This window comes from Mucilaginibacter sp. A3364, assembly GCF_059690715.1.
Genome location: NZ_JCAWED010000001.1, coordinates 1,770,978 through 1,796,042 on the forward strand (window position 1 = coordinate 1,770,978; position 25,065 = coordinate 1,796,042).

At 40.9% G+C, this 25,065-nt stretch carries 24 protein-coding genes; 13 read left to right on the plus strand and 11 right to left on the minus strand.

All coding sequences use genetic code 11. The annotated features are described in order from the left end of the window. Positions 1-26 precede the first annotated feature (26 nt). From AC59JT_RS07925 to AC59JT_RS07945, 5 genes are all read left to right on the plus strand, one after another. The gene (locus AC59JT_RS07925; RefSeq protein WP_497397526.1) at positions 27-1,376 is read left to right on the plus strand and encodes a TolC family protein; all 1,350 of its coding nucleotides are present in this window, start codon (positions 27-29) and stop codon (positions 1,374-1,376) included. Positions 1,377-1,401: 25 nt separating this feature from the next. Further along, positions 1,402-2,505: an efflux RND transporter periplasmic adaptor subunit gene (locus AC59JT_RS07930; protein ID WP_497397528.1), complete on the plus strand. Its 1,104-nt coding sequence runs from the start codon at positions 1,402-1,404 to the stop codon at positions 2,503-2,505. 24 nt (positions 2,506-2,529) lie between these two features. Then, positions 2,530-5,955, plus strand: a complete 3,426-nt coding sequence (locus AC59JT_RS07935) for an efflux RND transporter permease subunit (RefSeq protein WP_497397530.1) — start codon at positions 2,530-2,532, stop codon at positions 5,953-5,955. A 95-nt stretch (positions 5,956-6,050) separates the two neighbouring features. Beyond that, the gene (locus AC59JT_RS07940) at positions 6,051-6,536 is read left to right on the plus strand and encodes a DUF4126 family protein (protein WP_497397532.1); all 486 of its coding nucleotides are present in this window, start codon (positions 6,051-6,053) and stop codon (positions 6,534-6,536) included. Positions 6,537-6,620: 84 nt separating this feature from the next. Next, entirely contained in the window at positions 6,621-7,238 is a 618-nt protein-coding gene (locus tag AC59JT_RS07945) for a TetR/AcrR family transcriptional regulator (protein WP_497397534.1), read from the plus strand. 209 nt (positions 7,239-7,447) lie between these two features. On the opposite strand, the gene AC59JT_RS07950 is transcribed toward AC59JT_RS07945, so the two are convergent. Both AC59JT_RS07950 and AC59JT_RS07955 read right to left on the minus strand, forming a co-directional pair. After that, on the minus strand, positions 7,448-7,864 hold the full coding sequence (locus AC59JT_RS07950) for a hypothetical protein (protein ID WP_497397536.1): 417 nt from the start codon (positions 7,862-7,864) through the stop codon (positions 7,448-7,450). 105 nt (positions 7,865-7,969) lie between these two features. Next, positions 7,970-9,208, minus strand: coding sequence for a nucleoside recognition domain-containing protein (locus AC59JT_RS07955; protein ID WP_497397538.1), 1,239 nt, complete (start codon positions 9,206-9,208; stop codon positions 7,970-7,972). Between the two features lie 71 nt (positions 9,209-9,279). Here AC59JT_RS07955 and AC59JT_RS07960 point away from each other — a divergent pair, with 71 nt between their 5' ends. After that, positions 9,280-9,717 carry a DinB family protein gene (locus tag AC59JT_RS07960; RefSeq protein WP_497397540.1) on the plus strand — a complete coding sequence of 146 codons (438 nt, stop codon included), beginning with the start codon at positions 9,280-9,282 and terminating at the stop codon, positions 9,715-9,717. On the opposite strand, the gene AC59JT_RS07965 is transcribed toward AC59JT_RS07960, so the two are convergent. Next, positions 9,714-10,190, minus strand: a complete 477-nt coding sequence (locus AC59JT_RS07965; protein ID WP_497397542.1) for a hypothetical protein — start codon at positions 10,188-10,190, stop codon at positions 9,714-9,716. The two genes, AC59JT_RS07960 and AC59JT_RS07965, sit on opposite strands and share 4 nt — an antisense overlap. 108 nt (positions 10,191-10,298) lie before the next feature. Between AC59JT_RS07965 and AC59JT_RS07970 the strand changes: the two genes are divergently transcribed. After that, entirely contained in the window at positions 10,299-10,724 is a 426-nt protein-coding gene (locus AC59JT_RS07970) for an OsmC family protein (RefSeq protein WP_497397544.1), read from the plus strand. Positions 10,725-11,033: 309 nt separating this feature from the next. Then, complete coding sequence (locus tag AC59JT_RS07975) at positions 11,034-12,374, plus strand: DUF6089 family protein (protein WP_497397546.1); 1,341 nt, start codon at positions 11,034-11,036, stop codon at positions 12,372-12,374. A gap of 76 nt (positions 12,375-12,450) precedes the next feature. Here AC59JT_RS07975 and AC59JT_RS07980 read toward each other — a convergent pair whose 3' ends face one another. Both AC59JT_RS07980 and AC59JT_RS07985 read right to left on the minus strand, forming a co-directional pair. Beyond that, positions 12,451-12,834 (minus strand): SRPBCC domain-containing protein, encoded by a 384-nt coding sequence (locus AC59JT_RS07980; protein WP_497397548.1) that lies wholly within the window; start codon positions 12,832-12,834, stop codon positions 12,451-12,453. A 17-nt stretch (positions 12,835-12,851) separates the two neighbouring features. Further along, positions 12,852-13,433 (minus strand): acetate uptake transporter, encoded by a 582-nt coding sequence (locus tag AC59JT_RS07985; RefSeq protein WP_497397550.1) that lies wholly within the window; start codon positions 13,431-13,433, stop codon positions 12,852-12,854. A 96-nt stretch (positions 13,434-13,529) separates the two neighbouring features. Between AC59JT_RS07985 and gpmA the strand changes: the two genes are divergently transcribed. Then, positions 13,530-14,219: a 2,3-diphosphoglycerate-dependent phosphoglycerate mutase gene (gene gpmA / locus AC59JT_RS07990; protein ID WP_497397552.1), complete on the plus strand. Its 690-nt coding sequence runs from the start codon at positions 13,530-13,532 to the stop codon at positions 14,217-14,219. Position 14,220: 1 nt separating this feature from the next. On the opposite strand, the gene proC is transcribed toward gpmA, so the two are convergent. Together proC and argB are read right to left on the minus strand one after the other, a co-directional pair. Beyond that, positions 14,221-15,039 (minus strand): pyrroline-5-carboxylate reductase, encoded by an 819-nt coding sequence (proC, locus tag AC59JT_RS07995; RefSeq protein ID WP_497397554.1) that lies wholly within the window; start codon positions 15,037-15,039, stop codon positions 14,221-14,223. Positions 15,040-15,045: 6 nt separating this feature from the next. Next, positions 15,046-15,837 (minus strand): acetylglutamate kinase, encoded by a 792-nt coding sequence (gene argB, locus AC59JT_RS08000; protein ID WP_497397556.1) that lies wholly within the window; start codon positions 15,835-15,837, stop codon positions 15,046-15,048. 157 nt (positions 15,838-15,994) lie between these two features. On the opposite strand from argB, the gene AC59JT_RS08005 reads away from it, so the two are divergent. Continuing rightward, entirely contained in the window at positions 15,995-16,357 is a 363-nt protein-coding gene (locus tag AC59JT_RS08005) for a BlaI/MecI/CopY family transcriptional regulator (protein ID WP_497397558.1), read from the plus strand. 4 nt (positions 16,358-16,361) lie between these two features. Beyond that, a complete protein-coding gene (locus AC59JT_RS08010; protein WP_497397560.1) occupies positions 16,362-18,527 on the plus strand; it encodes a M56 family metallopeptidase in 2,166 nt (721 codons plus the stop codon). Between the two features lie 61 nt (positions 18,528-18,588). Here AC59JT_RS08010 and AC59JT_RS08015 read toward each other — a convergent pair whose 3' ends face one another. Then, entirely contained in the window at positions 18,589-19,557 is a 969-nt protein-coding gene (locus AC59JT_RS08015; RefSeq protein ID WP_497397562.1) for an alpha/beta fold hydrolase, read from the minus strand. Positions 19,558-19,655: 98 nt separating this feature from the next. Between AC59JT_RS08015 and AC59JT_RS08020 the strand changes: the two genes are divergently transcribed. After that, entirely contained in the window at positions 19,656-20,951 is a 1,296-nt protein-coding gene (locus AC59JT_RS08020) for an NAD(P)/FAD-dependent oxidoreductase (RefSeq protein WP_497397564.1), read from the plus strand. Positions 20,952-20,963: 12 nt separating this feature from the next. Further along, the gene (locus tag AC59JT_RS08025; protein ID WP_497397566.1) at positions 20,964-22,223 is read left to right on the plus strand and encodes a cation:proton antiporter; all 1,260 of its coding nucleotides are present in this window, start codon (positions 20,964-20,966) and stop codon (positions 22,221-22,223) included. Between the two features lie 2 nt (positions 22,224-22,225). Here the strand turns inward: AC59JT_RS08025 and AC59JT_RS08030 are convergent, their stop codons facing one another. The 3 genes from AC59JT_RS08030 to AC59JT_RS08040 all read right to left on the minus strand — a co-directional run bounded on the left by AC59JT_RS08030 (position 22,226) and on the right by AC59JT_RS08040 (position 25,030). Next, the gene (locus tag AC59JT_RS08030; RefSeq protein ID WP_497397568.1) at positions 22,226-22,831 is read right to left on the minus strand and encodes an FMN-binding negative transcriptional regulator; all 606 of its coding nucleotides are present in this window, start codon (positions 22,829-22,831) and stop codon (positions 22,226-22,228) included. A 4-nt stretch (positions 22,832-22,835) separates the two neighbouring features. Further along, complete coding sequence (locus AC59JT_RS08035) at positions 22,836-23,783, minus strand: N-acetylornithine carbamoyltransferase (RefSeq protein ID WP_497397570.1); 948 nt, start codon at positions 23,781-23,783, stop codon at positions 22,836-22,838. Positions 23,784-23,896: 113 nt separating this feature from the next. Beyond that, a complete protein-coding gene (locus AC59JT_RS08040; RefSeq protein WP_497397572.1) occupies positions 23,897-25,030 on the minus strand; it encodes an aspartate aminotransferase family protein in 1,134 nt (377 codons plus the stop codon). Positions 25,031-25,065 lie beyond the last annotated feature (35 nt).

The following is a 25,065-nucleotide window of genomic DNA, read 5'->3' on the forward strand; positions in this document are numbered from 1 at the left end:
AACCAACACAACAATACATGATAAACATGAAACATATATTTTTAACCACGTCGCTGCTGTGCGGTGTAGCCCTAACGGGGTATGCACAGCAGGCACCACCGGCGCTACCGCCAGTCAGTTTTACGCTGGCCGATTGTATAAACTACGCGTACGAGCACCAGGACACCGTAAAAAATGCCACCCTGGATGTAAAAAGTGCTGAATACAAAGTGAAAGAAACCATAGGAGTGGGCTTACCGCAAATTAACGGTACTGCTAACTTCCAGGATTATTTTAAAACCCCTACGCAAGTAGCGCCGGGAGAGCCTTTCGGTCAACCGGGTAAACTGATTCCGTTAAGTTTTGCGCTTAAATACAGCAGTACTTTATCGTTAGAAGCATCGCAGCTACTTTTTGATGGTACTTTCATTGTAGGTTTAAAGTCTGTTAAAACATTCAAGGAGCTATCTGTTCGTAACCTGACGCGAAGCAAGATAGAAACCAACGTTAACGTAACAAAAGCTTATTACCAGGCACTGGTAAGCGACGAGCAGATAAGATTGCTGGATGCTAACATCGCGCAGCTAAAATCTTTATTAGATCAAACAACAGAGCAAAATAAACAAGGCTTTGTTGAGAAGATCGATGTTGATCGTCTATCGGTACAATACAATAACTTAGTTACCACTCGTGAAAACACTGCACGCAGTTTAACATTGGTTATCCAGATGCTAAAGTTCCAAATGGGTATGCCTATTGAGCAGGACTTAATGCTTAAAGACAAACTGAGCGATGTTAGTTTGGACAATTCTGTAGCCAGCACAGTAGCAGATACGGCTTTTTACACCAACCGTATCGAATATAAATTACTGGAAACAGCAAAGAAGTTAAATGAGTTTGACGTAATGGAGAAGAAAGCTAAGTTTTTGCCTTCATTAGCGGCTATTGGTAATTTATCTACCGCTTTTTACGAGAACAAATTAGGCGGTTTATATGATAAAGGTTATCCGTTTAGCTTTATTGGCTTGCGTTTAAATGTACCTATTTTTAGCGGCGGCCAACGTTCTAATCAACTTAAGCAATCGCAGATAAGTGTTTTGAAAGCACAAAACGATCTCGATAACGCTAAAAACGGCTTTAAGCTTCAGGCTAATGCTGCTCGTATCACTTATACTAACAGCTTGCAATCGCTCAATAACCAAAAACGCAGCCGCGAATTGGCTAATGAGGTATTACGTGTATCAAAGATCAAATACGCGCAAGGCGTAGGTTCAAGCATTGAAGTAAACCAGGCACAAACCGATGTGGAAACTGCCGACAATCAATACATCCAGGCCTTGTACAATGCTTTGGTAAGCAAGGTTGATCTGGATAAGGCATATGCACGCATTAACTAAAAACTAATCACAAATATATTACGACATGAAAAAAATAATATACATACCGGCACTGATGCTTTTAGCAGCATGCTCAAATAAACCAAAAGATAAAAAAGCAGAGCTGGCCGAGTTGAAAAAACAACAAAGTGAGCTGAATGATAAAATAACCAAACTGCAAGCAGAAGTGGGTACTACCGATTCGGCAAAGACATCGGACGTTTCTACCTTCAAGGTAGAGGCAGGCCATTTTAGTAACTACGTTGAAATACAAGGTAAAATTGATGCTGAAGAAAACGTGATCGCTTATCCGCAAGCTCAGGGTATTATTACTGCTATTTACGTTAAACCGGGGCAACGCGTAAGCAAAGGCCAGGTATTGGTTCAGTTGGATAACAGCGTATTAAAACAACAACTGGCGCAAGCCGAAGCACAGGTTGAATTAACCAACACGCTTTTTCAGCGCCAGAAAAACCTTTGGGATCAAAAAATTGGCACCGAAGTTCAATTCTTACAAGCAAAAACTAACCTGCAAACTACCCAGAAGCAATATGATGCGCTTAAACAACAAGCAGCGCTTTACACTATTAAATCGCCAATTAATGGTAGCATCGAGTTAATGGACCTTAAATTAGGTCAGGCTGCAGGCCCGGGCACTACAGGCATTAATATCGTTAATGATAACAGCCTGAAAGCAAAAGCAAATGTTCCGGAGTCATACGCTGCAAGTGTGCGCACCGGTAATACCGTTAAAATCGTGGTACCCGATGCTAATGATTCGGTTACTACTAAAATTGATTTCGCTGCTAAAGCTATTGATCCGGTATCACGTAGTTTCCCTGTTGAGGTGAAATTACCATCACGTTCAACGCTACGTCCTAACATGACTGCTGTACTTAAAATTGCTGACTACACTAATGCTAACGCTATCGCCATCCCGGTAAAAGCTATTCAGCAATCAGAAGCCGGCAATTATGTATATGTAAATGCTAACGGTGTTGCCAAACGTGTTGCGATTACCGAAGGTAAAATATCAGGTGGTTTAGCCGAGATCAAAACCGGTTTAAAAGCCGGTGACGAAGTTATTGTTGACGGTGCAGCTGATGTAGAAGAGGGCGACAAAGTTCACGTGCTCCAAGGAATTAAATAGATCAAAACTTAAACTGATCACTTTATGAAAGATTCACACAAAGAGTTTGGCCCCTCTAGTTGGGCCATAGATAATAAAGTAGCAATATACGCGCTCGTAGTTTTGCTTACCATATTGGGTTTGGTAAGCTATAACAACCTACCGAAAGAAAACTTTCCGGATATAGCGCAGTCTAAAGTATTTGTTACAACACAATACTTTGGCCAAACACCGCAGAATATTGAGATATTGGTTACCCGCCAAATTGAAAAAAGATTAAAATCATTAAAGGGTTTAAAAAAAGTTACTTCAAATTCGGCAGATAACGTTTCCATCATCACTGCCGAATTTAATGGTAACATCAAAATAAAGGACGCAAAGGATGATGTGAAAGAGGCTGTTGATAAAGCTAAGCCCGATCTTCCGCAAGGCGATAATAATTTAAAAGAGTCTGTAGTATCAGACATCAACGTGGCCGATCTGCCCATTCTTTACGTTAACATATCAGGTAATTATGACCTGAAAAAACTGAAAGAGTATGCCGACAACCTGAAGGATGCTATCGAGAGCATGAAGGAGATATCTAAAGTAGATATGGTAGGCGCGCTAAAGCCCGAGATCCAGATCAATGTTGATCTGAATAAAATGTCGGCAGCTCAGATCAGTTATCAGGACATTATTAATGCCGTGGGTGCTGAAAACGTTATTCTTTCTGCAGGTGGTTTACGTGTAGATGGTGTACGCCGCAGCGTTGACATTCGCCAGGACTTTAAAAATGCTCCGGAAGTGGAAGCCATGGTAATACGCAACCCTAACGGCAGAGCAGTTTACTTGCGTGATATAGCCGAAGTTAAAGATGGTTTCCACGAGCAGGAAAGTTATGCCCGTATGAAAACCAAAGAGGATAGCGGCTTTAAAAACGTAATTACCCTTAACGTAAGTAAACGTACCGGCGAGAACCTGATAGGCGCTTCTGATAAAATATTTGCTTTAATTAAAGATAAACAAAAAAGCGAGTTCCCTAAGGGACTAGACATTACCGTAACCGGCGATCAAAGTGATCAAACCCGTACTACGGTTAATGACCTGGTAAATACCATTATTATTGGTTTTATTTTGGTTACTATTATCCTGATGTTTTTTATGGGTACAACTAACGCGTTATTCGTAGCTATGTCGGTACCATTATCATGTTTTATCGCGTTTTTGGTAATGCCAGCTATAGGTTTCACGCTTAACATGATCGTACTATTCTCGTTCCTGTTAGCATTGGGTATCGTTGTGGATGACGCGATTGTGGTAATTGAGAACACGCACCGTATTTTTGATAATGGTAAGGTACCAATAAAGGAAGCTGCTAAGATGGCGGCAGGCGAGGTGTTTTTACCTGTATTATCAGGTACCATGACCACACTGGCGCCGTTTGTACCTTTGGCTTTTTGGAACAGTATCATTGGTAAATTCATGTTCTTCTTGCCTATAACGTTGATTATAACTTTGTTGGCATCGCTAGTAGTGGCTTATATTATCAACCCCGTTTTCGCTGTCGATTTTATGAAACCGCACGTTAAAGGCGAGCATGATAATCCTAAGTTTGACAAAACAGTTAAAAGGGTTTTAATTTGGTTGGCCGGGTTTGCTGTATTAGGCTACCTGATTAATTTTGGTGTAGGTAACTTTGTTGTTTTTGCAGCAGTATTATTTTTGTTGAACCACTTTGTGTTTGTTCATTGGATAGATGCTTTCCAAAACAAGGTTTGGCCAAAAATTCAACATGCTTATGCCAATATGTTAGAGAAGGCTGTGCACGTACCTTGGTGGGTACTGGGCGGAACCATTTTCCTGTTCATATTCAGCATTTTCTTTATGGTTGTACGTAGCCCGAAAGTTGAATTCTTTCCGCAGGCCGACCCTAACTTCGCTTTTGTTTATATCACCTTACCAAAAGGTACCGACCAGGCCTATACTAACGAGGTGACCCAAAAATTAGAGAAATTGGTAGCTAAAGCTGTAGAACCTGATAAGGATATAGTTTCATCTATCATATCTAACGTTACCGTGAGCGTTACCGACCCTCAGGACGAAGATCAGGGCAATTACCCTAACAGGGGTAAAATAGCCGTAGCATTTGTGAAATTTGGCGAGCGTAACGGCAAAAACACAAGAGAGGTTTTACAAAATATACGTAAAGCAGTTACCGGGATAGTGCCGGGCGCCAAAATATCGGTTGACCAGGAAAGTGGTGGCCCACCAACGCAAAAAGATATTAGTATTGAAATTGCTGGTGATAATTTAGATAGTTTGGTAAAAGCAGCCAACAGCCTGAAAAAGTTCATCGACAAACGTAATATTGGCGGGATTGAAGAATTGATTCCCGATGTGCAGCACGATAAGCCGCAGATCGTATTTAGTATCGATCGCGAACGCGCTAATCGTGAAGGTATAAACAGCCAGCAAATAAGTTTTGAATTATTGACCACTCTTTTTGGTAGAAAAGCTGCTGATTTTAGAAATACTACCGAAGATGATTACGAGATCAACGTACGTGCAAAAGAAGATCAGCGTTATGACCTGGATGCTATACGCAACCTAAAAATAACCTACCGTGATTTTGCTACCGGGGGCGCTATACGCCAGGTGCCTATATCAGCATTTAGCGATATACGTTACGCCAATACTTTCAGTAACATTAAGCACAAACAGCAAATACGTGTGATCACTTTAGGATCGAACGTTTTGAAAACCGGTGGTTATAATGCTAACGATGTTAACATTGAAATAGCGGCGGTCATGAAAGAATTTAAAACTCCTGAAGGTATTACCTTGCGTATGGGTGGTGGCCAGGAAGATCAAACCGAAGCCGCAGTGTTCCTGTTAACTGCATTAGGCGTATCGTTTATGTTGATACTGATCATTTTGATGATGCAATTTAACTCGGTAGGTAAAACCTTCATTATCATCAGCGAGATCTTATTTAGTATCATTGGTGTATTACTGGGAGTAAGTATTTTTGGTATGACGTTCTCGGTGTTAATGACCGGTATCGGTATTGTTGCCCTTGCAGGTGTGGTGGTACGTAACGGTATATTATTAGTTGAGTTTACCGATTTGCTGATGCAGCAAGGCCAAAGCCTACACGATGCCGTTGTTGAAGCCGGACGTACCCGTATGACGCCGGTATTATTGACAGCGATAGCTGCAATGCTGGGCTTAGTTCCGTTGGCTATTGGTTTCAATATCGACTTTGCCGGTTTATTCACGCACTTCCAACCTCATATTCACTTTGGTGGCGATAACGTTGCCTTCTGGGGCCCGCTATCATGGACAATGATATTTGGTTTAGGTTTTGCAACCATCATTACTTTGATATTGGTACCTTGCTTGTACATTATACGCTTTAACCTTAAAATGAGGATAAAAGGTAAAAAACCCCATGAAAATGCGGTACTAGCAGATATACAATCAGCTTAGTTAAATTAATAACACAAAGCCGCCGGAGTTGAACACCGGCGGCTTTTTTGTTTGGGCAGATTTTTAGGAATAGTTATTGTCGTACTAAGTATGCTATGAAAAAACGAGATCTATCCAAACCAATTTTGCAAACCATTGCTTTGGGGGTGCTGGCCGGTATGCGTTCGGCATCGGCACAAGCCGTTGCAAGCCATCTATTAAATCATCATCCATCGAAGAAACTTGGCAAGTCGCCCCTGGGTTTTATGCGAACAGATACGGTGGCTAAGGTGCTTAAACTTGCTGCTGTAGGCGAGTTTATTGCAGACAAATTGCCTTTTACAAAAAGGCGTACAATACCTTTTTCTGTAGCAGGTAGATTACTTTCGGGTGCATTGGTTGGCGCAAGTGTGTTTAAAGCGAGCGGTAAAAATATTCTTACCGGCGTGTTAATAGGTGGTACAGCTGCGGTCGCATCTACCTATGCAAGTTATTATTTGCGTAAAGCAATAGGTAAATATTCGGGTATTATTGATCCGATAATCGGCGCGGCCGAAGATGCTTTGGTTGTTGGAGCAGGAGTAGGGATAGCGCGGGCCTGAAGGTTTAGCTAAGCCATCGATTGCAAGAATGTAGAATTTTTGATAATTTTGTTAAAATAGTCAGTTTTTAACATATCAACTTTCATGAGTTCAGGAAATGATCCGCAGGATCTAAAAAGAGAAAAAATACTCGAAGCAGCATACCAGCGGTTTTTGCATTACGGCTATTCAAAAACAACAATGAACGAAATTGCAGGCGACCTGTCTCTTTCAAAAGCCTTGTTGTATTACTATTTTCCTGATAAAAGCCAGCTCTATATAGCTGTTATGCGTAAGTTGGCAAACGAGTATCTACTTAAGTTAAATGACAAAGCCGGAACCTTTGTAGATTTAAAGGAAGCCTTTAGCTTTCAGGTAGATACACACCACGACTTCATTGTTAAAAATTATAACTTCTTCGATTATTTTCGCCTTAACGAACAGAATTTGCCAGACACTATTTGGGAAATAATCACAGAGATACACCTTGCAGAAATGCAAATGTTAGGGGCGGCCATCAGAGTGGAAGTTGACAGAGGAACGATAAAACAGGTAGCCAACCCGGAGCACATCGTTGATCTGTTATTAGATGCTTTGCACGGTGTTCGGGTAAGTGCAGTATCACATAAAAAAGTGATGTTTCCTAAACGCGAACACCTTGAAGAAATTCATATTAAACGCCTTTTATTGATCGATATCTTCATAAAAGGACTGATGTATTAACATCCTAATGTCAGTTTTTTGTTAAATGTGCAACCGATTGTATTAGGTGTTATAACATATTAGTATCTTTGACCAAGTTATTAAATAAGTCAGATAGCAAATACGAAAGTATTTTATATAAAGAAACTTCTAAAGTTAAGAGGTGATTGTTTTAGAGTGATAAACGGGTCGGGATTTATTCCGGCCCGTTTTGTTTTATAGCCACATCTTTAAAATTGCGACAGATCAACTACATCCCAATTTTTAATTTTGCCGGCCTGGCCGCCTTTGTAACGAAGGGTGATTTTAAATTCTGTAGTAATAGGTTCGCCACCGCCTGCATCTTTTGATTGCACTTTTGATTGTATAACGTATACTGAATCTGACGTTTTACCAAACTGGTATTTACTATCCTCAAATGTATTGCTGCTTGATTTTAAGGTTGGCCTGACAAATTCTTTTGCTATTTCGTAAGCGTCATCACTGGTAGGTAACCCGGTAAAAAAATCGGGTTTAAGCGATCCGGTAAGTTGAATTTTAACAACAAGTACTATTACCAGGGCCGACAATATCAACAGTATCCAAACAGCTTTATTAGCCGATTTCTTTTTCCTTGCTTTCTCTGCCAGGTAATCTTTTTGTGCCATTAATCAGGGGAGTGAAATTTGTGCTTTAAAAGTAAATAAATTTCAATACAATACGAATGGCTTAAATAGTTTATAATACTTATTGATAAAACAAAGTAGGAATATTTAGCCAAAAAATAAATAAGAGATAGCTATTGCCGTACAAATGCCAAAGAAATCAGCTATCAACATAGCAGGTACAGCATAACGGGTTTTCTTAACCCCCACAGCCCCAAAATACAGCGCCACAATATAAAATGTTGTATCGGCAGTGCCGTATAAAACGCTGGATAGGTGGCCCACAAAGCTATCAACCCCAAATGTTTTTAAATTATCCAACATCAATGCCCGGGCTCCCGATCCGCTTAAAGGACGTAAAAATGCGATCGGCAACACATCAGTAAATTGGGTATCCATATTAAAATGACTGAATAGCCATTTAAATGCATCGCCCAAGTAAGTTAAAGCGCCGCAGGTTCTGAATAAACTTACGGCAACTAATAAGCCAACCAGGTAAGGAATTATCTTAACTGATACTTCAAAGCCTTCTTTGGCGCCATCAACAAAAGCCTCAAATACATTTATCTTTTTACGTACAGCACCAAGTATAAACAAAACGGGTATGCCCAGGTAAATAACGTTGCTGAATACTTTAGAGAATTCGCCGATTTGTTGCTTGTTTAAAAACGCGGTGAAGTACCATATGAGTAACCCAAGGCATAGGCTAATACCTCCAAGCCATGCAAGTATTACCCGGTCAAACAGATTTATTCTTTGTTTTACGCTGATGATGATCAAGCCGGCAACGGTAGCTACATAAGTAGCTATGATGCAGGGAATAAAAACGTCTGTAGGATCTGCCGAATTATAAATAGCGCGCTGCGCAATAATAGCGATAGGAAGAAGGGTAAGCCCCGAAGCATGCAGCGTGAGGAACATCAGTTGGGCATTTGATGCCGTGTCTTTATCTTTATTCAATTCCTGCAAACCATTCATCGCTTTTAAACCAAATGGGGTAGCAGCATTATCCAGGCCCAATAAATTAGCCGAAAAATTCATCATCATTTGCCCAACTGCGGGATGATTTTTAGGGACTTCAGGAAACAAACGATTAAAAAATGGCCCCACAATACGCGACAGAAAATTAATAGCGCCGGCACGTTCGCCTATTTTCATAATACCTAACCATAATGACATAATACCTACCAGCGGTAGCGCAATATCCATAACGGCAGTCTTTGATGTATCAAACGTGCCTTCGGCCATTAGTTTGAAGATCTCGGTATCGCCAAAAAATATTAATTTTATAAGGCCAATAACAAAAGCTATTACAAAAAAAGCAACCCAAATGTAGTTTAGCGCCATGTGTTAAAGTATATATGCAGAGGTGAAAATATGCAATTGATTTTTAAATATCGATAAATATAGCCAATCCATTGAAACAGAATATTGAACAATTATCAGCAGCTATCAATAACTTATTAAGCAGGGATGTATCTACTATTAATTGGGATGACAAACCGTCGCCTGATAGATGGTCGCGAAAAGAGATCATAGGTCATTTAACCGATAGCGCTCAAATCAACTTGCAGCGTTTTGTGCGTTGTACTTATGAAGAAAACTTTAAACTGATATACGAACAGGAGGAGTGGGTGCGGGCTCAGCACTACCAGGATGCCGATATAGACGATCTGTTAGATCTGTGGGCTTTGCTTAATCAACAGATCATGAGAGTATGGGAGCAATACCCGGCAGACAGGCTTCAAGTAAAATGTGATAATGATAAAAACGGAGTGCAATTGCACTCCGTTGAATTTTTAGCACAGGATTATATTGATCACCTAAATCATCACTTACGTCAGGTGTATGCTTAGTTGTAGGCTGTAATGCTTTTATCAGGTACTATTTGCATCAGGTAAGTTCTGCGTAGCGGATTATAAGGCTGACTATCATTTACGGTGATATAAATATTGCCGAACTCTTTAACACTGTATGTTTGCACATCGCCAATATCACCTGTGGTGTGGATATATTGTGATATTGAGTTTTTAAGCAGATCGTATTGTTCCAGCGAATTTGTTTCCAACTCTAAAAACATGCGTCGGCCATCGGCCCTGAAATTAAGGTTAACAAAGGTGCCGTCTTTTTGCCTTACGGTATACTCGCGGGTACGCTTTTTATCGTTTTTAGCTTTAACGGCGAATCCTTTTGACAGTAAAACAGTGTCCGCCAGGCGTATGTTATTGGCAGCTATGTACTTTAGGTCTTCTAAACCTATCAGCGTTCTTTGGGCAAAGCTTGCATTCGCAATAAATGCAAATAACATCAATAAAAGGGCTTTTTTCATAGATAAGGTTGTATTTTGAAGTGGATTAAAATTACATAAAATTGAACTATGCCCACAAATTACTCTGCTAAAAATGGCTAACTTAGCGCTATTGTTACACATACTACTATGCCTAAAATTGAATTAGCCCGTGTAAACGGCGATTATGGTTTTGAAGCAGCGGACGAGAACGGTCACGTTGTAAGAATGGATACTAACCCGCAAAATGGCGGATTAAACTTTGGCGTGCGCCCTATGCAAATGTTGCTAATGGGCCTGGGCGGCTGCTCGGCAATTGATGTAATTGGTATTTTAAAGAAACAGCGCCAGGATGTGAAAGACTATAAAATGGTAATCAACGGCGAACGTGAAGCGGGGAAGGAGCCATCATTATGGAAAGATATTACCATAGAGTTCCATTTGTATGGCAATATCGATCCTGATAAAGCAGCAAAGGCTGTTGATCTTTCAGTAAACAAATATTGCTCGGTAGCATCAACATTAGAAGTTGCCGGTGCGCAAATAAAAACCGAGGTGTTTGTACACCCCGCTTAGTATTATTTATATCATTTATTTTAATGGTTAATGAGTTTAAACGTACATTATGTATAGTTTTAAATTCATTAACCATTTTTGTTATTAATACTGATATGTAGTGTTAAAATATATATTTAGTAATGATTTCCTTACGGTATAAAGCACCTCATTTACAGCACTGTTGTTAACCTGTTAACCCAAACAGGAATGTGTTTTATGTGCCTTTATTTGTTCAGCATTATTTAAAAGGGGTGTCGTGGCACCAATGTTGAATCTCTGCGTGTAACGTTTGCCATACATGTGGTAAATCAACTTTAAGAAAAAAATATGAAACTACCTTTAAAAAAAGTCGCTTTATTAATAACAGGTACGCTGTTAGGCGGAACAGTTTTAGCCCAAACTACTGATCAAAACATGGGCTCTGCAGATTATGTAAAACCATTTTCAGGCAATGGCGCTTACCGCACCTGGTCAATAGGTATTAACGGAGGGCTATTAACACCGTACACACCATTCAGAAGTTCAGTACGCGACTATCGTGATGCTATCGATGAAATAGGATATGGCGGCTACATTAAAAAACAAATTTTGCCATCTTTTGGCTTACAAGCCAATTTTTTGAAAGGAAAAGTATCTGGTCGCACTTCGACTGTATCAACCTTCACAGGCTATAAAACTAATTTAGATTACGCAGTCGATTTGAGTTTAAACTTTACTTTGGCCAACATCAGTTGGAAAACAAATAAATCGGCTATACAGCCGTATATAACTGCTGGTGGTGGTTATTCAGCCTACACACCAACAACTATGCTAAGTAATGGTACGGAAGCTACTACTAAAGACATCAGAGCTGCCTACATACCTGTAGGTTTGGGTCTTAAATTCAACCTGTCAAAAGGCGTTAACCTTGACATGGGGTACCAGGTAAACTTTGTTGATGCCGATAACTTTGATGGCTACAACAATGGTTTTAGCAATGATAAATATTCATATGCGCACATTGGTTTAGAATTTGCCTTAGGTAGCAAATCAAAACCACAGTTAGCTACACATAACCCGGTGTCGTCAATGCGCCAGGAGTATTTAATGGAAGAGCAACGTTTGCAAATGGCTATCAACGAGCAGAAAGCTGCTAATGACGCGTTAAGAAACGATCTTAACGCCACCCGTGCTGATATTGCAAGATTTACTGCAGACACTGATGGTGACGGCGTTCCTGACTTCCTGGATAAATGTGCTGGTACACCTTCAGGTACAAAAGTAGATGGCTCAGGTTGTCCGCTTCCGGAAAGAAAAGAAGTTAAGGTTTACATAACAGAAGAGGATAAAAAAGTTGTTAAAGACGCGATCAATAACCTTGAATTTGATTTTGGTAAAGCAACATTGCGCGCTAAATCATTCCCAAGTTTGGATAGAGTAGCTGCCTTGTTAACTGAGAAAAATTTCAGCTTAAAATTAGCAGGCCATACAGATGATGTAGGTTCAGATGCTGCTAACCTGAAATTGTCAAAAGCACGTGCAGAATCAATTAAATCTTATTTGGTTGAGAAAGGTGCTAACGCATCACGTGTCGAGGCTACCGGTTACGGCGAAAGTCAGCCTATTGCTACTAACAAAACAGCAGCAGGTCGTCAGCAAAACCGTCGTGTTGAGTTTACATTGTACTAAGAAGATATCTTAATACATTAAAATAGAGAAGCCGCTCATTTGAGCGGCTTTTTTGGTTTTATTACCGGTGGATTATCTATCCGCCCTGATAAAAATCTATTAACGCGCCAAAGTAGTTATACGTCCAGCCGTCTATCATATCGTCATAATCCTCTTCAGGTATATTGGTATGTCTTAACTCTAAGGATGTTTCACCTTTATCAGCATGCAGTTTAATAGTAACGATGGATTCAGCAGGGTGGCCATCAAAATACCATTGCTGTACTATTTTCTTGCCCGGTTCAAACTCCAGGTTTTTGCCTATAATGGCGCCATCCCACATTGAAAATTCAGACCCCGGTTCTGTTGACATTTCTGCGGGTTCACCTGTCCATAATTCAATAGTTAATGGATTAGTTAGCGCCATATAAACCATATCAGGCGTAGCAGGTATTATATAATATTTCTTAAAATCTTTCACCTGCGCAAGTTAGCAAATTACTTGTTTACGGGGCCTATTGGTAATACAACTTTACCATAAACCTCATTCAATACCTGTGCTATACCGGTGTAAATGGCTGATGCACCACATATTATGCCTTCGTAGCCTGCTAAACGGGTGATAGATTCGTTGCCGGTCGCATCGCCCGCAACTAATAAAAAGAATAGTATAACCAATGATCCAAATACAAATTGCAGCGCCCTGTTTAAGCGTAATGTACCAAAAAATAACAATAAAGTAAATACACCCCAAACCGCCAGGTAAGCCGCCATTGCACCTTTTGATGCAGCCGGTGCCCAGCCCAACTTAGGCATAACAATTAACGCCACCAGCGATAGCCAAAAGAAGCCATAAGAAGTGAAGGCCGTTAAACCAAAGGTATTATCTTTTTTTGCTTCGATGATGCCGGCTATAACCTGGGCCAATCCACCATAAAAAATACCCATGCCCAGTATCATCGAATTAAGTTCGAAAAACCCGGCGTTGTGGATGTTAAGCAAAACAGTGGTCATGCCGAAAGCGCATAGGCCTAGCGGCGCGGGATTGGCAATGCCGTCCCGAACAGGAGCTGTACTCATAATTGGTTTAGTTTTAATTTAAGTTTATATCGCAATATATAGGATTTAAAATGATTTAGCAAAACTGAATATCGCCCGAGGCGTTATGCTTATAAGATGCAGAAACTAGTATTGATACGCCATGGCGAAAGCGTTTGGAACCACGAAAACCGCTTTACCGGCTGGACAGACGTAGACTTATCTGAAGAAGGTTTTATACAGGCCAAAAGAGCAGGAGAGATCCTGAGAAAACACAATTATACTTTTGATATCGGCTTCACATCTGTTTTAAAACGTTGTATAAAAACCATGCATGTGATATTAGATGAGCTGGATCACCTTTGGATACCCGTAACCAAATCGTGGCGACTGAACGAACGTTTTTACGGCGACCTGCAAGGTTTAAACAAAGATGAGACGCGGCAAAAATATGGCGAAACACAAGTGGAGAAATGGCGCCGCGATCCAAATGAAAGCCCGCCGGCTATAACAAAAGAAGACGAGCGTTATCCGGGCCATGATATCCGCTATAAAAATTTAACCGAATTTGAGTTACCCTTAACCGAGAACCTGGGCGTTACCATGGATAGGGTACTACCTGTTTGGAACGAATGTATAGTAAAAGCTATGCGCGAAGGTAAAAAGGTAATTATATGTGGGCATGGAAATAGTTTACGCGCACTCATCAAATACATCGACCACCTATCAGACGAAGATGTTGCCGACCTGGAAATACCCACAGCAACGCCATGGGTATATGAATTGGATGATGACCTGAATTACATCAGGCATTATTATTTGGAATAGTTTAGTCGTCGGCTTTATAAAGATCACCTGCTTTCTCGGCAGACAGCTTAATGCCTTTGATCATAGCCGAACTAAAGCCATTGTGCTCCATTTCATTTAAACCGGCAATAGTACAGCCTTTTGGCGAGGTTACCTTGTCAATTTCCTGTTCGGGATGCGAGGCTAACTGTAGCAACAAACTTGCCGCACCACGCGCTGTTTGAGCAGCCATTTTAAGCGCATCATGAGCATGGAAGCCAATTTCGGTACCACCTTGAGATGCTGCGCGAACTGAACGTAAAAAGAACGCTACACCGCAGGCGCATAGGGCAGTGGCTGCAGTCATTAACTCTTCATTTATCTGTAAGCTTACACCAACAGTATCAAACAATGATTTAACCAGGTTAACGTTTTTAGTTGTGCCGGTATCTGTAGCTATACAAGTCATCGAGTCGCCAATCGCTATCGCCGTGTTAGGCATAGCGCGTACCACTTGTACGTTCAGTTCCAGTTGTTGGCGGATATCTTCGCAGCTAACGCCTGATATAACTGATACCAATAATTGCTTTTCTGATTTAATGCCCGGCTTTATTTCATCTAACAATTTATTTAATTGTTGCGGCAATACGGCTAGTATTACAATGTCGGCACGTTTGGCAGCTTTTGCATTGTTATTGGTTACCACGTAGCCTTCAGTTGCATATTCTGCCAGTGCATCTAAGTTTCTACGGGTCAGGGTAATCTGTTGCGGTGTCCATAATCCTGATTTTACCAGGCCCTTGGCTAATGATAAACCTATGTTGCCGCTGCCTAAAATGGCAATATGTTGATTCGTATTCATTTCGTTCTACTTACTTAATCGTGTACCAAATGGCTTGCCTTGTTCAAGGTCGCCCAATTCATCTGATCGTCCTATTACCACAGCTTTAACGCCACAGGCGATAGCCGTAAAGGCGTTATCCAGCTTAGGTAGCATACCGCTGTGTATTATTTGTTTAATTTTTAAATCTTCGTACCGCGCAGGATCAATGTCGCGTATCACCGATTCTTCATCGTTGATGTCCATTAATACACCTTTCTTCTCAAAGCAGTATATTAGGGTTGTTTCATAAATGGATGATAACGAAACAGCCAGTGCCGAAGCAATCGTATCGGCATTGGTATTTAATAGCTGGCCTTCACCATCGTGCGTAAGGGCACAAAAAACAGGGGTAAAGCCTGCATCCAGCAAGCGGCCTATGTTTTCCGGGTTAATAGATTGCTCATCAATATCGCCCACAAAGCCGTAATCAATAGTTTTAACCGGGCGTTTTTTTGTGCGGATAAAGTTACCGTCGGCACCTGTTAAACCAATAGCATTAGTACCAAAGCGTTGCAACTGCGCTACAATGTTTTTATTGATCAATCCGCCATATACCATTGTTACTACACGCAGTGTTTCAATGTCGGTAATCCGGCGCCCATCAACCAATTTTGCTTCTATGCCCAACGTCTCCGAAAGTTGAGTAGCCACCTTACCACCACCATGAACCAGTATCTTATCACCGGCCAAAGCAGTGAAATCCTTCAAAAAATGATATAAATTTTCTGAGTTATCGATTACATTCCCGCCAATTTTGATGATATGCAAGGTTTTCATAGGGTATAACAGTCAAATATTGGCAAAAATAGGTAATAATTGGTCAAAATAGTGTGATTTTGACAAAAAATGACTAAAAAATATATAAAACTGATTAATTAGTTATATAACTTAAAATATAGTTGTATAACTGAAAAATAAGTTTTATCTTTGGTTTATGGAAGAGTTAACAAAAACAGAAGAGCGCGTAATGCAGGTTTTGTGGAAGCTGAAGCAATGTTTCGTAAAAGACATTATTGATGCTTTGCCAGATGATCCGAAGCCACCCTACAATACCATATCCTCAGTGGTACGACTACTGGAAAAGAAGGGTTATGTAGATTACAAGGCCTATGGAAAAACCTATGAGTATTTCCCCGCCATATCAAAGGCTGAGTACCGGAAGGCATTTTTTAAAAAAATGATTTCCGGCTATTTCGATAATTCGGTAGAAAGCCTGTTATCATTTATGGTAAAAGAGGAGGAGCTGAGCGAGGAAGACATTAACAAAATCAAAGACATCATCAACAAAAATAAATAGTTATATGAACGCTATGGTTTATTTGCTACAGGTAAGCGCCTGTACCGGCATTTTTTACTGCTTTTATTATGTGTTGCTTAGCAGGTTTACCTTTTTTACCATTAACAGATGGTATTTACTTGCTACGCTGGTATTGAGTTTTGTAATTCCACTACTTACCATCACTATTAGGGAGGAGTATGTGCCTATAGTGCAGCAAACTGTGTACATAAACCAGGTAGAAACTATCACACCAACAGTTGTTTCGGCCGAGCCGGCTACAGTCGCTCCTGTAGTACAAGCTTTTAACTGGATGGATGCGCTTAAAGCTGTTTACGTGTTGGCATCTGTAGCATTACTTATACGGTTGATACTCATCATAGCTAAATTTTTTGCTTTGGTAAAAGGCAAAAAAGCCATGCGTGTTGGGCATGTAAACATTTTACGAAGTAACAAAAAGCTGCATAATGGGTCTTTTTTAAACTATATATTTTTAAGTGATGACGAGTTAAGTAGTAATGAAGTACAGCAAATTATAGCGCATGAAATGTTGCATGTTAAGTTGTATCACTCGGCTGATAGGATATTGTTTAAACTGGCCCAAGTGGTTTTATGGTTCAATCCATTTATATATCTATACGCCCGTTCGGTTGAAGAGAACCATGAGTTTGAGGTAGATCGTGAGATAGCCTTATCAAACGACAAACATAAATATGCCGATTTGCTATTGCATCTCTCGGTAGCAGGCCGGGGCACGCTTTACCATAATTTTAGTATGGTGCCATTAAAAAAGCGTATCACCATGTTATTTAACCAACCTACAAAAAATATGAAAAAGATCACCTATGCGCTTATGCTACCGTTAGTAGCTGTAAGCTGCTTGGCATTCGCCAATCTGAAAACTGCTAAAGAAATAGTCGATTTAAACGAGGGAAGCAACGCTCTTGCTAAGGACACAGTAATTGTAGAGAAAAGACAAAAGATAAAAGGCAAACCTGATATAACGCTTACGGACACTATAGTAACGCGACAAAAGTTAACAGGAAAATCAGGCATAACCCGGATGGAACTTGAAACTTACCGCAAAACGGATGACTATAAACAAAAAACACAGCTTGTTAAGGCAGTTATAGGTAAAAAGGTTACAGGCAAGGTCAAAGAGATTGTTGCAAACAAAATTGACAAGACCAAAACAGATGGCTTTACTATAGCTTACAATAATCATGATTATTTTTTACCGACCAAACGCGGTCAGGAAAAACAGCTAAATACTTTGTTAAAAATCGGCGATGAAATAAGTTTTGAAACTTTGGGTGTCGGTTTTGCAAAAGATCACCCAATTATGATAACCGTTAAGGACGTTTATAAAGATGGTCAGAAAATATTCCAACTAGCCGAAGCTGATAAAATACCAACCACAGCATTCGCCTATGAAGCAAACAAAGTTAGATTTGCAGATGGGCAAATAACCATGATCACCAAATTTCCTAATGGTAAATGGAAAAGCGCTCAATTTCAAACAGTGAACGGCTACAAGTTTAACATCAACTTTAAACCTAACGCACCTTCTTTAAACAGCATTGAAGACGGCGACCATGTGCGCTTCCGTTTTGTGGGTGAAGTAAAAACAGGAGCTAAAACCTATCAAACCAATAACTGGGTATCTATCACTACTAATATTAAAAATTATGGGATAAGGAACCCAGAGCTGTTTAATAAGTTTTATGAGACGGTAAGTTTAAAGTCGACTGCGGCGGCAATTCAAAGCACTAAAAGTAACTATCCTATTACCACTATAAAAAAAGGCCTTAAGATGGATACGGTAAGCATAAGCACCGTTTGGCGAAACGCTACCGGCGAACATCCGATTAATACTGTGGCCTATTTGCCAAAATGGTTTTTTGATCGGATTACGGGAGTTAAAGAACGGGATGGTAGGGTACATGACAAGGCGGTTTTCAATTTCGGCCCAAATTCATGTTCGGGCAATTTGGACGCTGAAGATACACTTGGAGCATTTATTGACGGCGAATTTTATGACGAAGTGGCATTAAAGAAAATTACTCCTCAGCAAGCCGCGTCATTTACATATGATAAACTAACTGATGAAATGCGCAAAAAAATACCAGCTGGCATTAACGCAATACCTTTCTGTTTCAAAACCGAAAAAACGCCGGCTATTAAAGGCTAACAGAGCTCTACCTAATATAACCTAAACCAAATCACACAAAGCGTTCAAACGTTTTGTGTGATTACTTTTTTAAGAACTCGTTGATAATGGCAAACTCCTTTTCCGGTTCTTCCACTTGTGGGTTATGGCCCGAGTTTTCAAACATCACGAATTGCGCCTGCGGGCAGTATTCTTTATACTTAACAGCCATCCATGGGGTAGCCACGCGATCAAAGCGGCCGGTTACGATAAGGATTGGCATTTTAAGATCCTTCAATTGTTTGCGGAAATCAAAATTACCGATATCGCTGCCAACAATAAAGTCGCCGTCTTTGCCAACCATTTGGTAATATAGTTTGCTGTTGAAAGAATTAGGATAAGACTTTTTATTACTGCTACCGCTACTTACAAACTTATCGGGATTATAGGCGTATAAAAATCCGTAAGGTACACGCCCGTAAATCTCCTGGTGTTTGGCATCGCTTGATACAGCTCCCTGTTCTCGGATCTTCATCAACTCGCTCCAAACCTCGGGGTAATTGGTTTTTATTTCGTGGTTTGAGTTGTCATCGTTCTCCTGCCACATTACAAAACTATGGAAGGTATCCGCCAGTATTAAATGGCTCAAATTAGCACCGTATTTCACGGCATAACCTTGTGCTACTAAACCGCCATAGGAGTGGCCCAGCAGAGTAACTTTATCTAGTTTTAAAGCCTTTCGCAAACCCTCAATATCCTCAATATCGCGTGCCAGGGTATATTCGGTAACGTTTTTCGCCGTATCTGATTTTCCTCTGCCAAAGGCGTCAAAATAAATTAATTGGTGATGGTTTTGTGCCAGTGGATCAAAACTGCGGAGGCCGGGATGCGCACCGCCGGGGCCGCCGGAAATGAAGATGATCGGGTCGCCTTCGCCAACGGTAACTACCCAAAGCTTGGCGCCGTTAATGGTGATGTATTTACCGTCGGTTTGGCTATCGATAACCTTGGTTTGGGCTTTAGCGAAGCCCGCAGATAAGCATATAAGGATAAAAATATAAATCTTTTTCATGTTGATTATGTTAAGGCTAAAGTAGCAATTAAGTTTACATTATTTAACGGTGCTTAAATGAGCTTTAAACCTTAAGTTTATTGCATATTGATAGATATATGGATCAAAAAAATAATGCCCGACCGCGTGTAGTAATTGTCGGTGGCGGCTTTGCCGGTATACAATTAGCTAAAAAACTAAAGGACGCGCCGGTTGAGATACTCATGCTGGATAAGCATAACTATCATACCTTTCAGCCATTATTGTACCAGGTGGCTATGGGCGCTTTGCCGGCAGATTCGATAGCATTTCCTATTCGACGCATATTTACTTACCAGGATAATTTCAACTTCAACCTGGCTACTGTAAAGAAAATCAACGCGGAAAGCAACACTGTAAGCACCAACATCGGCGATATTCATTATGATTACCTCGTTATCGCCACAGGCTCAAACTCCAACTTCTTCGGCAATAAAGAGATTGAGCATTTTGCCATGCCGATGAAGAATGTGCCCGAAGCCCTTAATCTGCGTGGACTTGTGTTGCAAAATTTAGAGAAAGCCCTGATATGCAATGATAGAGACGAATGCGAAGCACTGATGACCTTTGTGGTGGTAGGCGGCGGGCCAACCGGTGTAGAGCTCTCAGGCGCGCTGGCCGAAATGCGTGAACTGATACTAAAGAAAGATTATCGCCACCTGGAGAAACAGCACATGCGGGTGTACTTGGTCGAGAGTAAAGACAAACTGTTGGCGGCTATGTCGCAAAAAGCATCGGATGCAGCAATGCGCTATCTGAAACATGATAAAGTTACCTTATACAACGGCGTTCGGGTGGAAAGCTACGACGGACTTACTTTAAAGATCAATAACGGAAGTGAGATAAAAACCCGCAACGTTTTTTGGGCAGCCGGCGTAATGGGCGAGGTGCCCGACGGTATGGAGAAAGCGGCGTTGACTCGCGGTTCGCGTATTGAAACGGACGACATCAATAGGGTGAAGGGGTATAATAATATTTTTGCCATAGGCGATGTGGCCGCTATATTGAATGATGAATTTCCAAACGGACATCCCGGTGTTGCACCGGTGGCTTTACAACAGGGCGCATGGCTGGCTAAAAATCTGGTGCATTTAATGCGTGGCGAAGCTACAGAGCCGTTTAAGTATTATGATAAAGGAACTATGGCTACTATCGGCAGAAACAAAGCCGTGGCCGACTTAGGTAAGCTACATTTAACAGGGTTTGTGGCCTGGGTTTTATGGGGCTTTGTGCATATCATGTCGCTGGCTGGGTTTTCTAATAAAACGGCTGTATTTTTAGAGTGGTTTATTAATTACATCAGTCGCAACAGCGATAACCGGATAATCATAAGAGGATTTAATGAACAAACCCGAACCGTTCAGGTTGAGGAATAGACATAAGACGAAATGGATCTGTTTGCTATCATAGCTTTGTTGGTACTGGTGAGTGCGGTGTACTCATACCTTAACGCGCGCTTTATTAAGCTGCCGGGCACCATTGGTATAATAACCATAGCTATTTTAGTATCCATTGCCACTGTAGTTATTGACAGGCTTAATCCCGCGGCAGCGGAATACCTCACTTTACTGGCCAAAAACATCAACTTTTCCGAAAGTGTGTTAAATATTATGTTGGGCTTCCTGCTATTTGCGGGTTCGTTCAACCTAAATACCAAGCGCCTGAAAAAAGAAATGCGACCGGTATTTATACTAAGCACAATAGGAGTGATACTATCCACCGCCGTATTTGGCCTGCTGTTTTATGGCGTAGCGCTATTGTTCGAAATAAAAATACCGTTGATCTATTGTTTCCTGTTCGGTGCTTTGATATCACCTACCGATCCGGTATCTGTAAGCGCTATCGTTAAGAAATCAAAGTTGCCGGTCAATCTGGAAACTATTATATCCGGCGAGTCATTATTTAACGATGGGGTAGGATTGGTGCTATTTATAACCATACTGGAAGTTATCCGATCGGGCACCAACCAAATAGACTTTGCCGCCGCAGTATTTTTGTTTATTAAAGAAGTTTTCGGGGGCATATTCCTTGGCTTGTTTTTAGGATACATAGGTTTCCGGTTAATGAAATCTGTTACAGATTTTCAAACTATTGTACTGGTATCCCTGGCGTTGGTAATGGGGATATCCGTGATAGCTACTTTTTTACATTTCTCTATACCGCTTGCCGTAGTATCAGCCGGATTATTTGCCGGTAACCGGTCTATCAATATGGATAGCAGCGAACATTCGCACCAGGCACTTGAAAAGTTTTGGGAACTGATCGACGAGATGCTAAACACCATTTTGTTTGTAATGATAGGTTTGCAGATGGTTAATCTGCCGTTTATCAATAATTATTGGCTTATAGGTGGGATAGGAATTGTTATTGCCCTTGCCGCACGATGGTTAAGCATAGCCTTACCGCTCACATTTTTACGACGCACGTTGAATGTTAATTTCAGTAACATTAATATATTAACCTGGGCTGGTCTACGAGGCGGCATATCTATTGCGTTAGCTTTAACGTTGCCAATAACACCCTATCGCTATATCATATTGGCAGGTGCCTATTTTATTGTGATATTTTCTGTGGTAGTACAGGGCCTATCCCTTAACCGCGTTATCAATGCTTCTATTGAAAGTCAAGAAGATAAGGATAAGCAATAGAGTTAGATTTTAGCCATATAAGCGGCTATGTCGCTTTCATTTGTATTAGGGCTAGCACCAAGGTGGTTGATGATGCGTTCGCGCTCCTGTGAGGTTTTATTCTGACTCAGTTTGTGTTTGGCTTGCAATTCATCTACCACAATTTCAAACCCTACAATGCCTTTCATCATCTTGAGTTTAAAATCTTCAGATAATGATTCCCATTGCTTCAGGTAATCAGCTTCGTAAAACTTGATAGTCTGCTCCAGTAGCTTTGCCTTACTTTCAGCTGATTCTATTAAAGTTGCTGCACCATATGCATGTATCGCAATATAATTCCAGGTAGGTACGCTTTGCTCTCTATCATAATGTTTCGGCGATATGTAAGCGTGAGGCTCCGTAAATATTACCAAGGATTTACCGGTCAATAGTTCATTTGCTTGCGGGTTTGCTTTCGCGAAGTGGGAGGTAAGGATGATCTTTTCATCCCGTTGCGATACCACCAACGGCAAGTGCGTAGCATTAGGTACACCGTTATTCACGGTTACGATGGTAGCAAAACTATAGCGCTGCATAAAGCTAACCGCCTCTTGCCGGTCGGTTAGCTCATTAATTTTCGGTATGTACATGGTGCTATAAGCTTTCGAGGATCTGTTTCAGCACAGCCTGTGCTGCCCACTCGCGGTTACCCGCCTCGTGAATAACGATAGAGTTCGGGCCATCTAAAACCTCGGCCGAAAGCTCCAGATCGCGGCGTACGGGTAAGCAATGCATTACTTTAGCGCTATTGGTAATCTTCAGTCTATCATTGGTTAGCATCCAATCATTATTCTCGCCAAAAATCTGCCCATAAGGTTCGTACGCTGACCAATTTTTCACGTAGATAAAATCAGCGCCAGCCAAAGCTTCATCCTGGTTATGCGTTGTAGTAGCGCCCTGCGTAAACCTGGTGCTCAATTCATAACCCGCAGGGTGAGTTATTACAAAATCAACATCAGCTTTACACATCCATTCGGCAAATGAGTTTGGAACTGCTTGAGGCAATGGTTTTATATGTGGTGCCCAGGTTAAAACAACTTTCGGTCGATCTTTAGTTTTTAGTTCGGTTATGGTTACCAAATCTGCAAGACTTTGTAGCGGGTGCCGCGTAGCTGATTCTAAACTAACCACCGGCACGCCACAAAACTCAATGAACTTATTAAAGATAACCTCGTTATAATCCTCATCACGATCTTTTAATCCGGGGAACGAGCGTACACCAATAATATCAACATACTCGCCCATAACAGCGGCAGCTTCGCGGATATGTTCAACGGTAGTACCATTCATCACGGCACCGTCACGTAACTCTAAAGCCCAACCTTCTTTGTCTATATTCAAAACCATGGCATTCATACCTAAGTTCATGGCCGCTTTTTGCGTGCTCATGCGGGTACGCAAACTAGGGTTCAGAAAAACCAAACCAATAGTTTTGTTTTTACCCAAATGCTGATGTGCAAACGGATCTTTTTTCAAAGCTAAAGCATCGGCTACTAATGAGTTTAAGTCGGTTACGTCGTTAACGGATGTGAATTGTTTCATTACCCTTATGATTGTTGTCATTTCGAGCATAGCGAAAAATCTATACATTGAAAAGTCTGTGACCTGCTTGTGTATAGATTTCTCGCTATGCTCGAAATGACATATTAATTAATTTAATTATTCAAAACTTTAGCAAACGCCTCCAAAAACTGATCAGCATGCGCTTTAGTTAAATTTAAAGCAGGTAATAACCTGATCACATTTGGTTTGGCTTCGCCGGTAAATATGTTATGCTTAAATAGCAGGTCTTTTTTAGCATGTGCAAATTCGGCAGGCAAGTCAATACCAATCATCAGTCCGCGACCTCTAACTTCGTTGACCTGTTTAAATTTGCTAACTTCTTCGATAAGATAAGCGCCAACTTCGGCGGCGTTTTGCATCACGTTTTCCTGCTCCATAACTTCCAACACCGCTAAAGCAGCAGCGCAAGCAAGGTGGTTGCCACCAAAAGTAGTACCCAACATACCGTAAGCCGGTTGTATTTTTGGCGAAATGCTGATAGCACCTATCGGGAAGCCATTACCTATACCTTTAGCCATAGTGTAAATGTCAGCATCAACGCCGGCAAAATCATGCGAATAGAACTTACCAGTACGGCCGTAACCGCATTGAATGCCATCGGCTATGTAAACTGCATTATGGGCATCGCAAAGTGTTCGTATTTGTTGCAGGAAGCTTTCAGGAGCAACCTGTATACCGCCAACACCTTGTATGCCTTCAATAATTACCGCAGTAATTTCATCGCCATGATCGGCAAAAGCTTGGACTAAAGCAGCTTCGTTCTTCCAGGGCAGTCTGATCACGTTATCAGTTTCGTTAATAGGAGCTACGATCTTCGGATTATCTGTAACCGCAACTGCTAACGAAGTACGGCCGTGAAAGGCGCCTGTAAAAGCGACAACCTTCTTTTTACCATTATAAAATGAAGCCAGTTTTAAAGCATTCTCGTTAGCTTCTGCACCTGAGTTCACCAGGAATAACTGGTAATCTTCTTTGCCAGACACCTTGCCTAATTTTTCTGCCAGTTGCTTTTGGATAGGTATCTCAATAGAGTTAGAATAAAAGCCCAGGTTATGTAACTGATCTTCTAAACGTTTTACATAATGGGGATGGGTATGACCGATTGAGATAACGGCATGGCCACCATAGAGGTCAAGATATTCCTGGCCTTTGTCGTCATAAACAAGGCTACCAAGGCCTTTAACGATATTGATATTGTTGATTGGATATACGTCGAATAAATTCATTTTTGTTTAGATATGAAAATTAGATACTTAAAAAT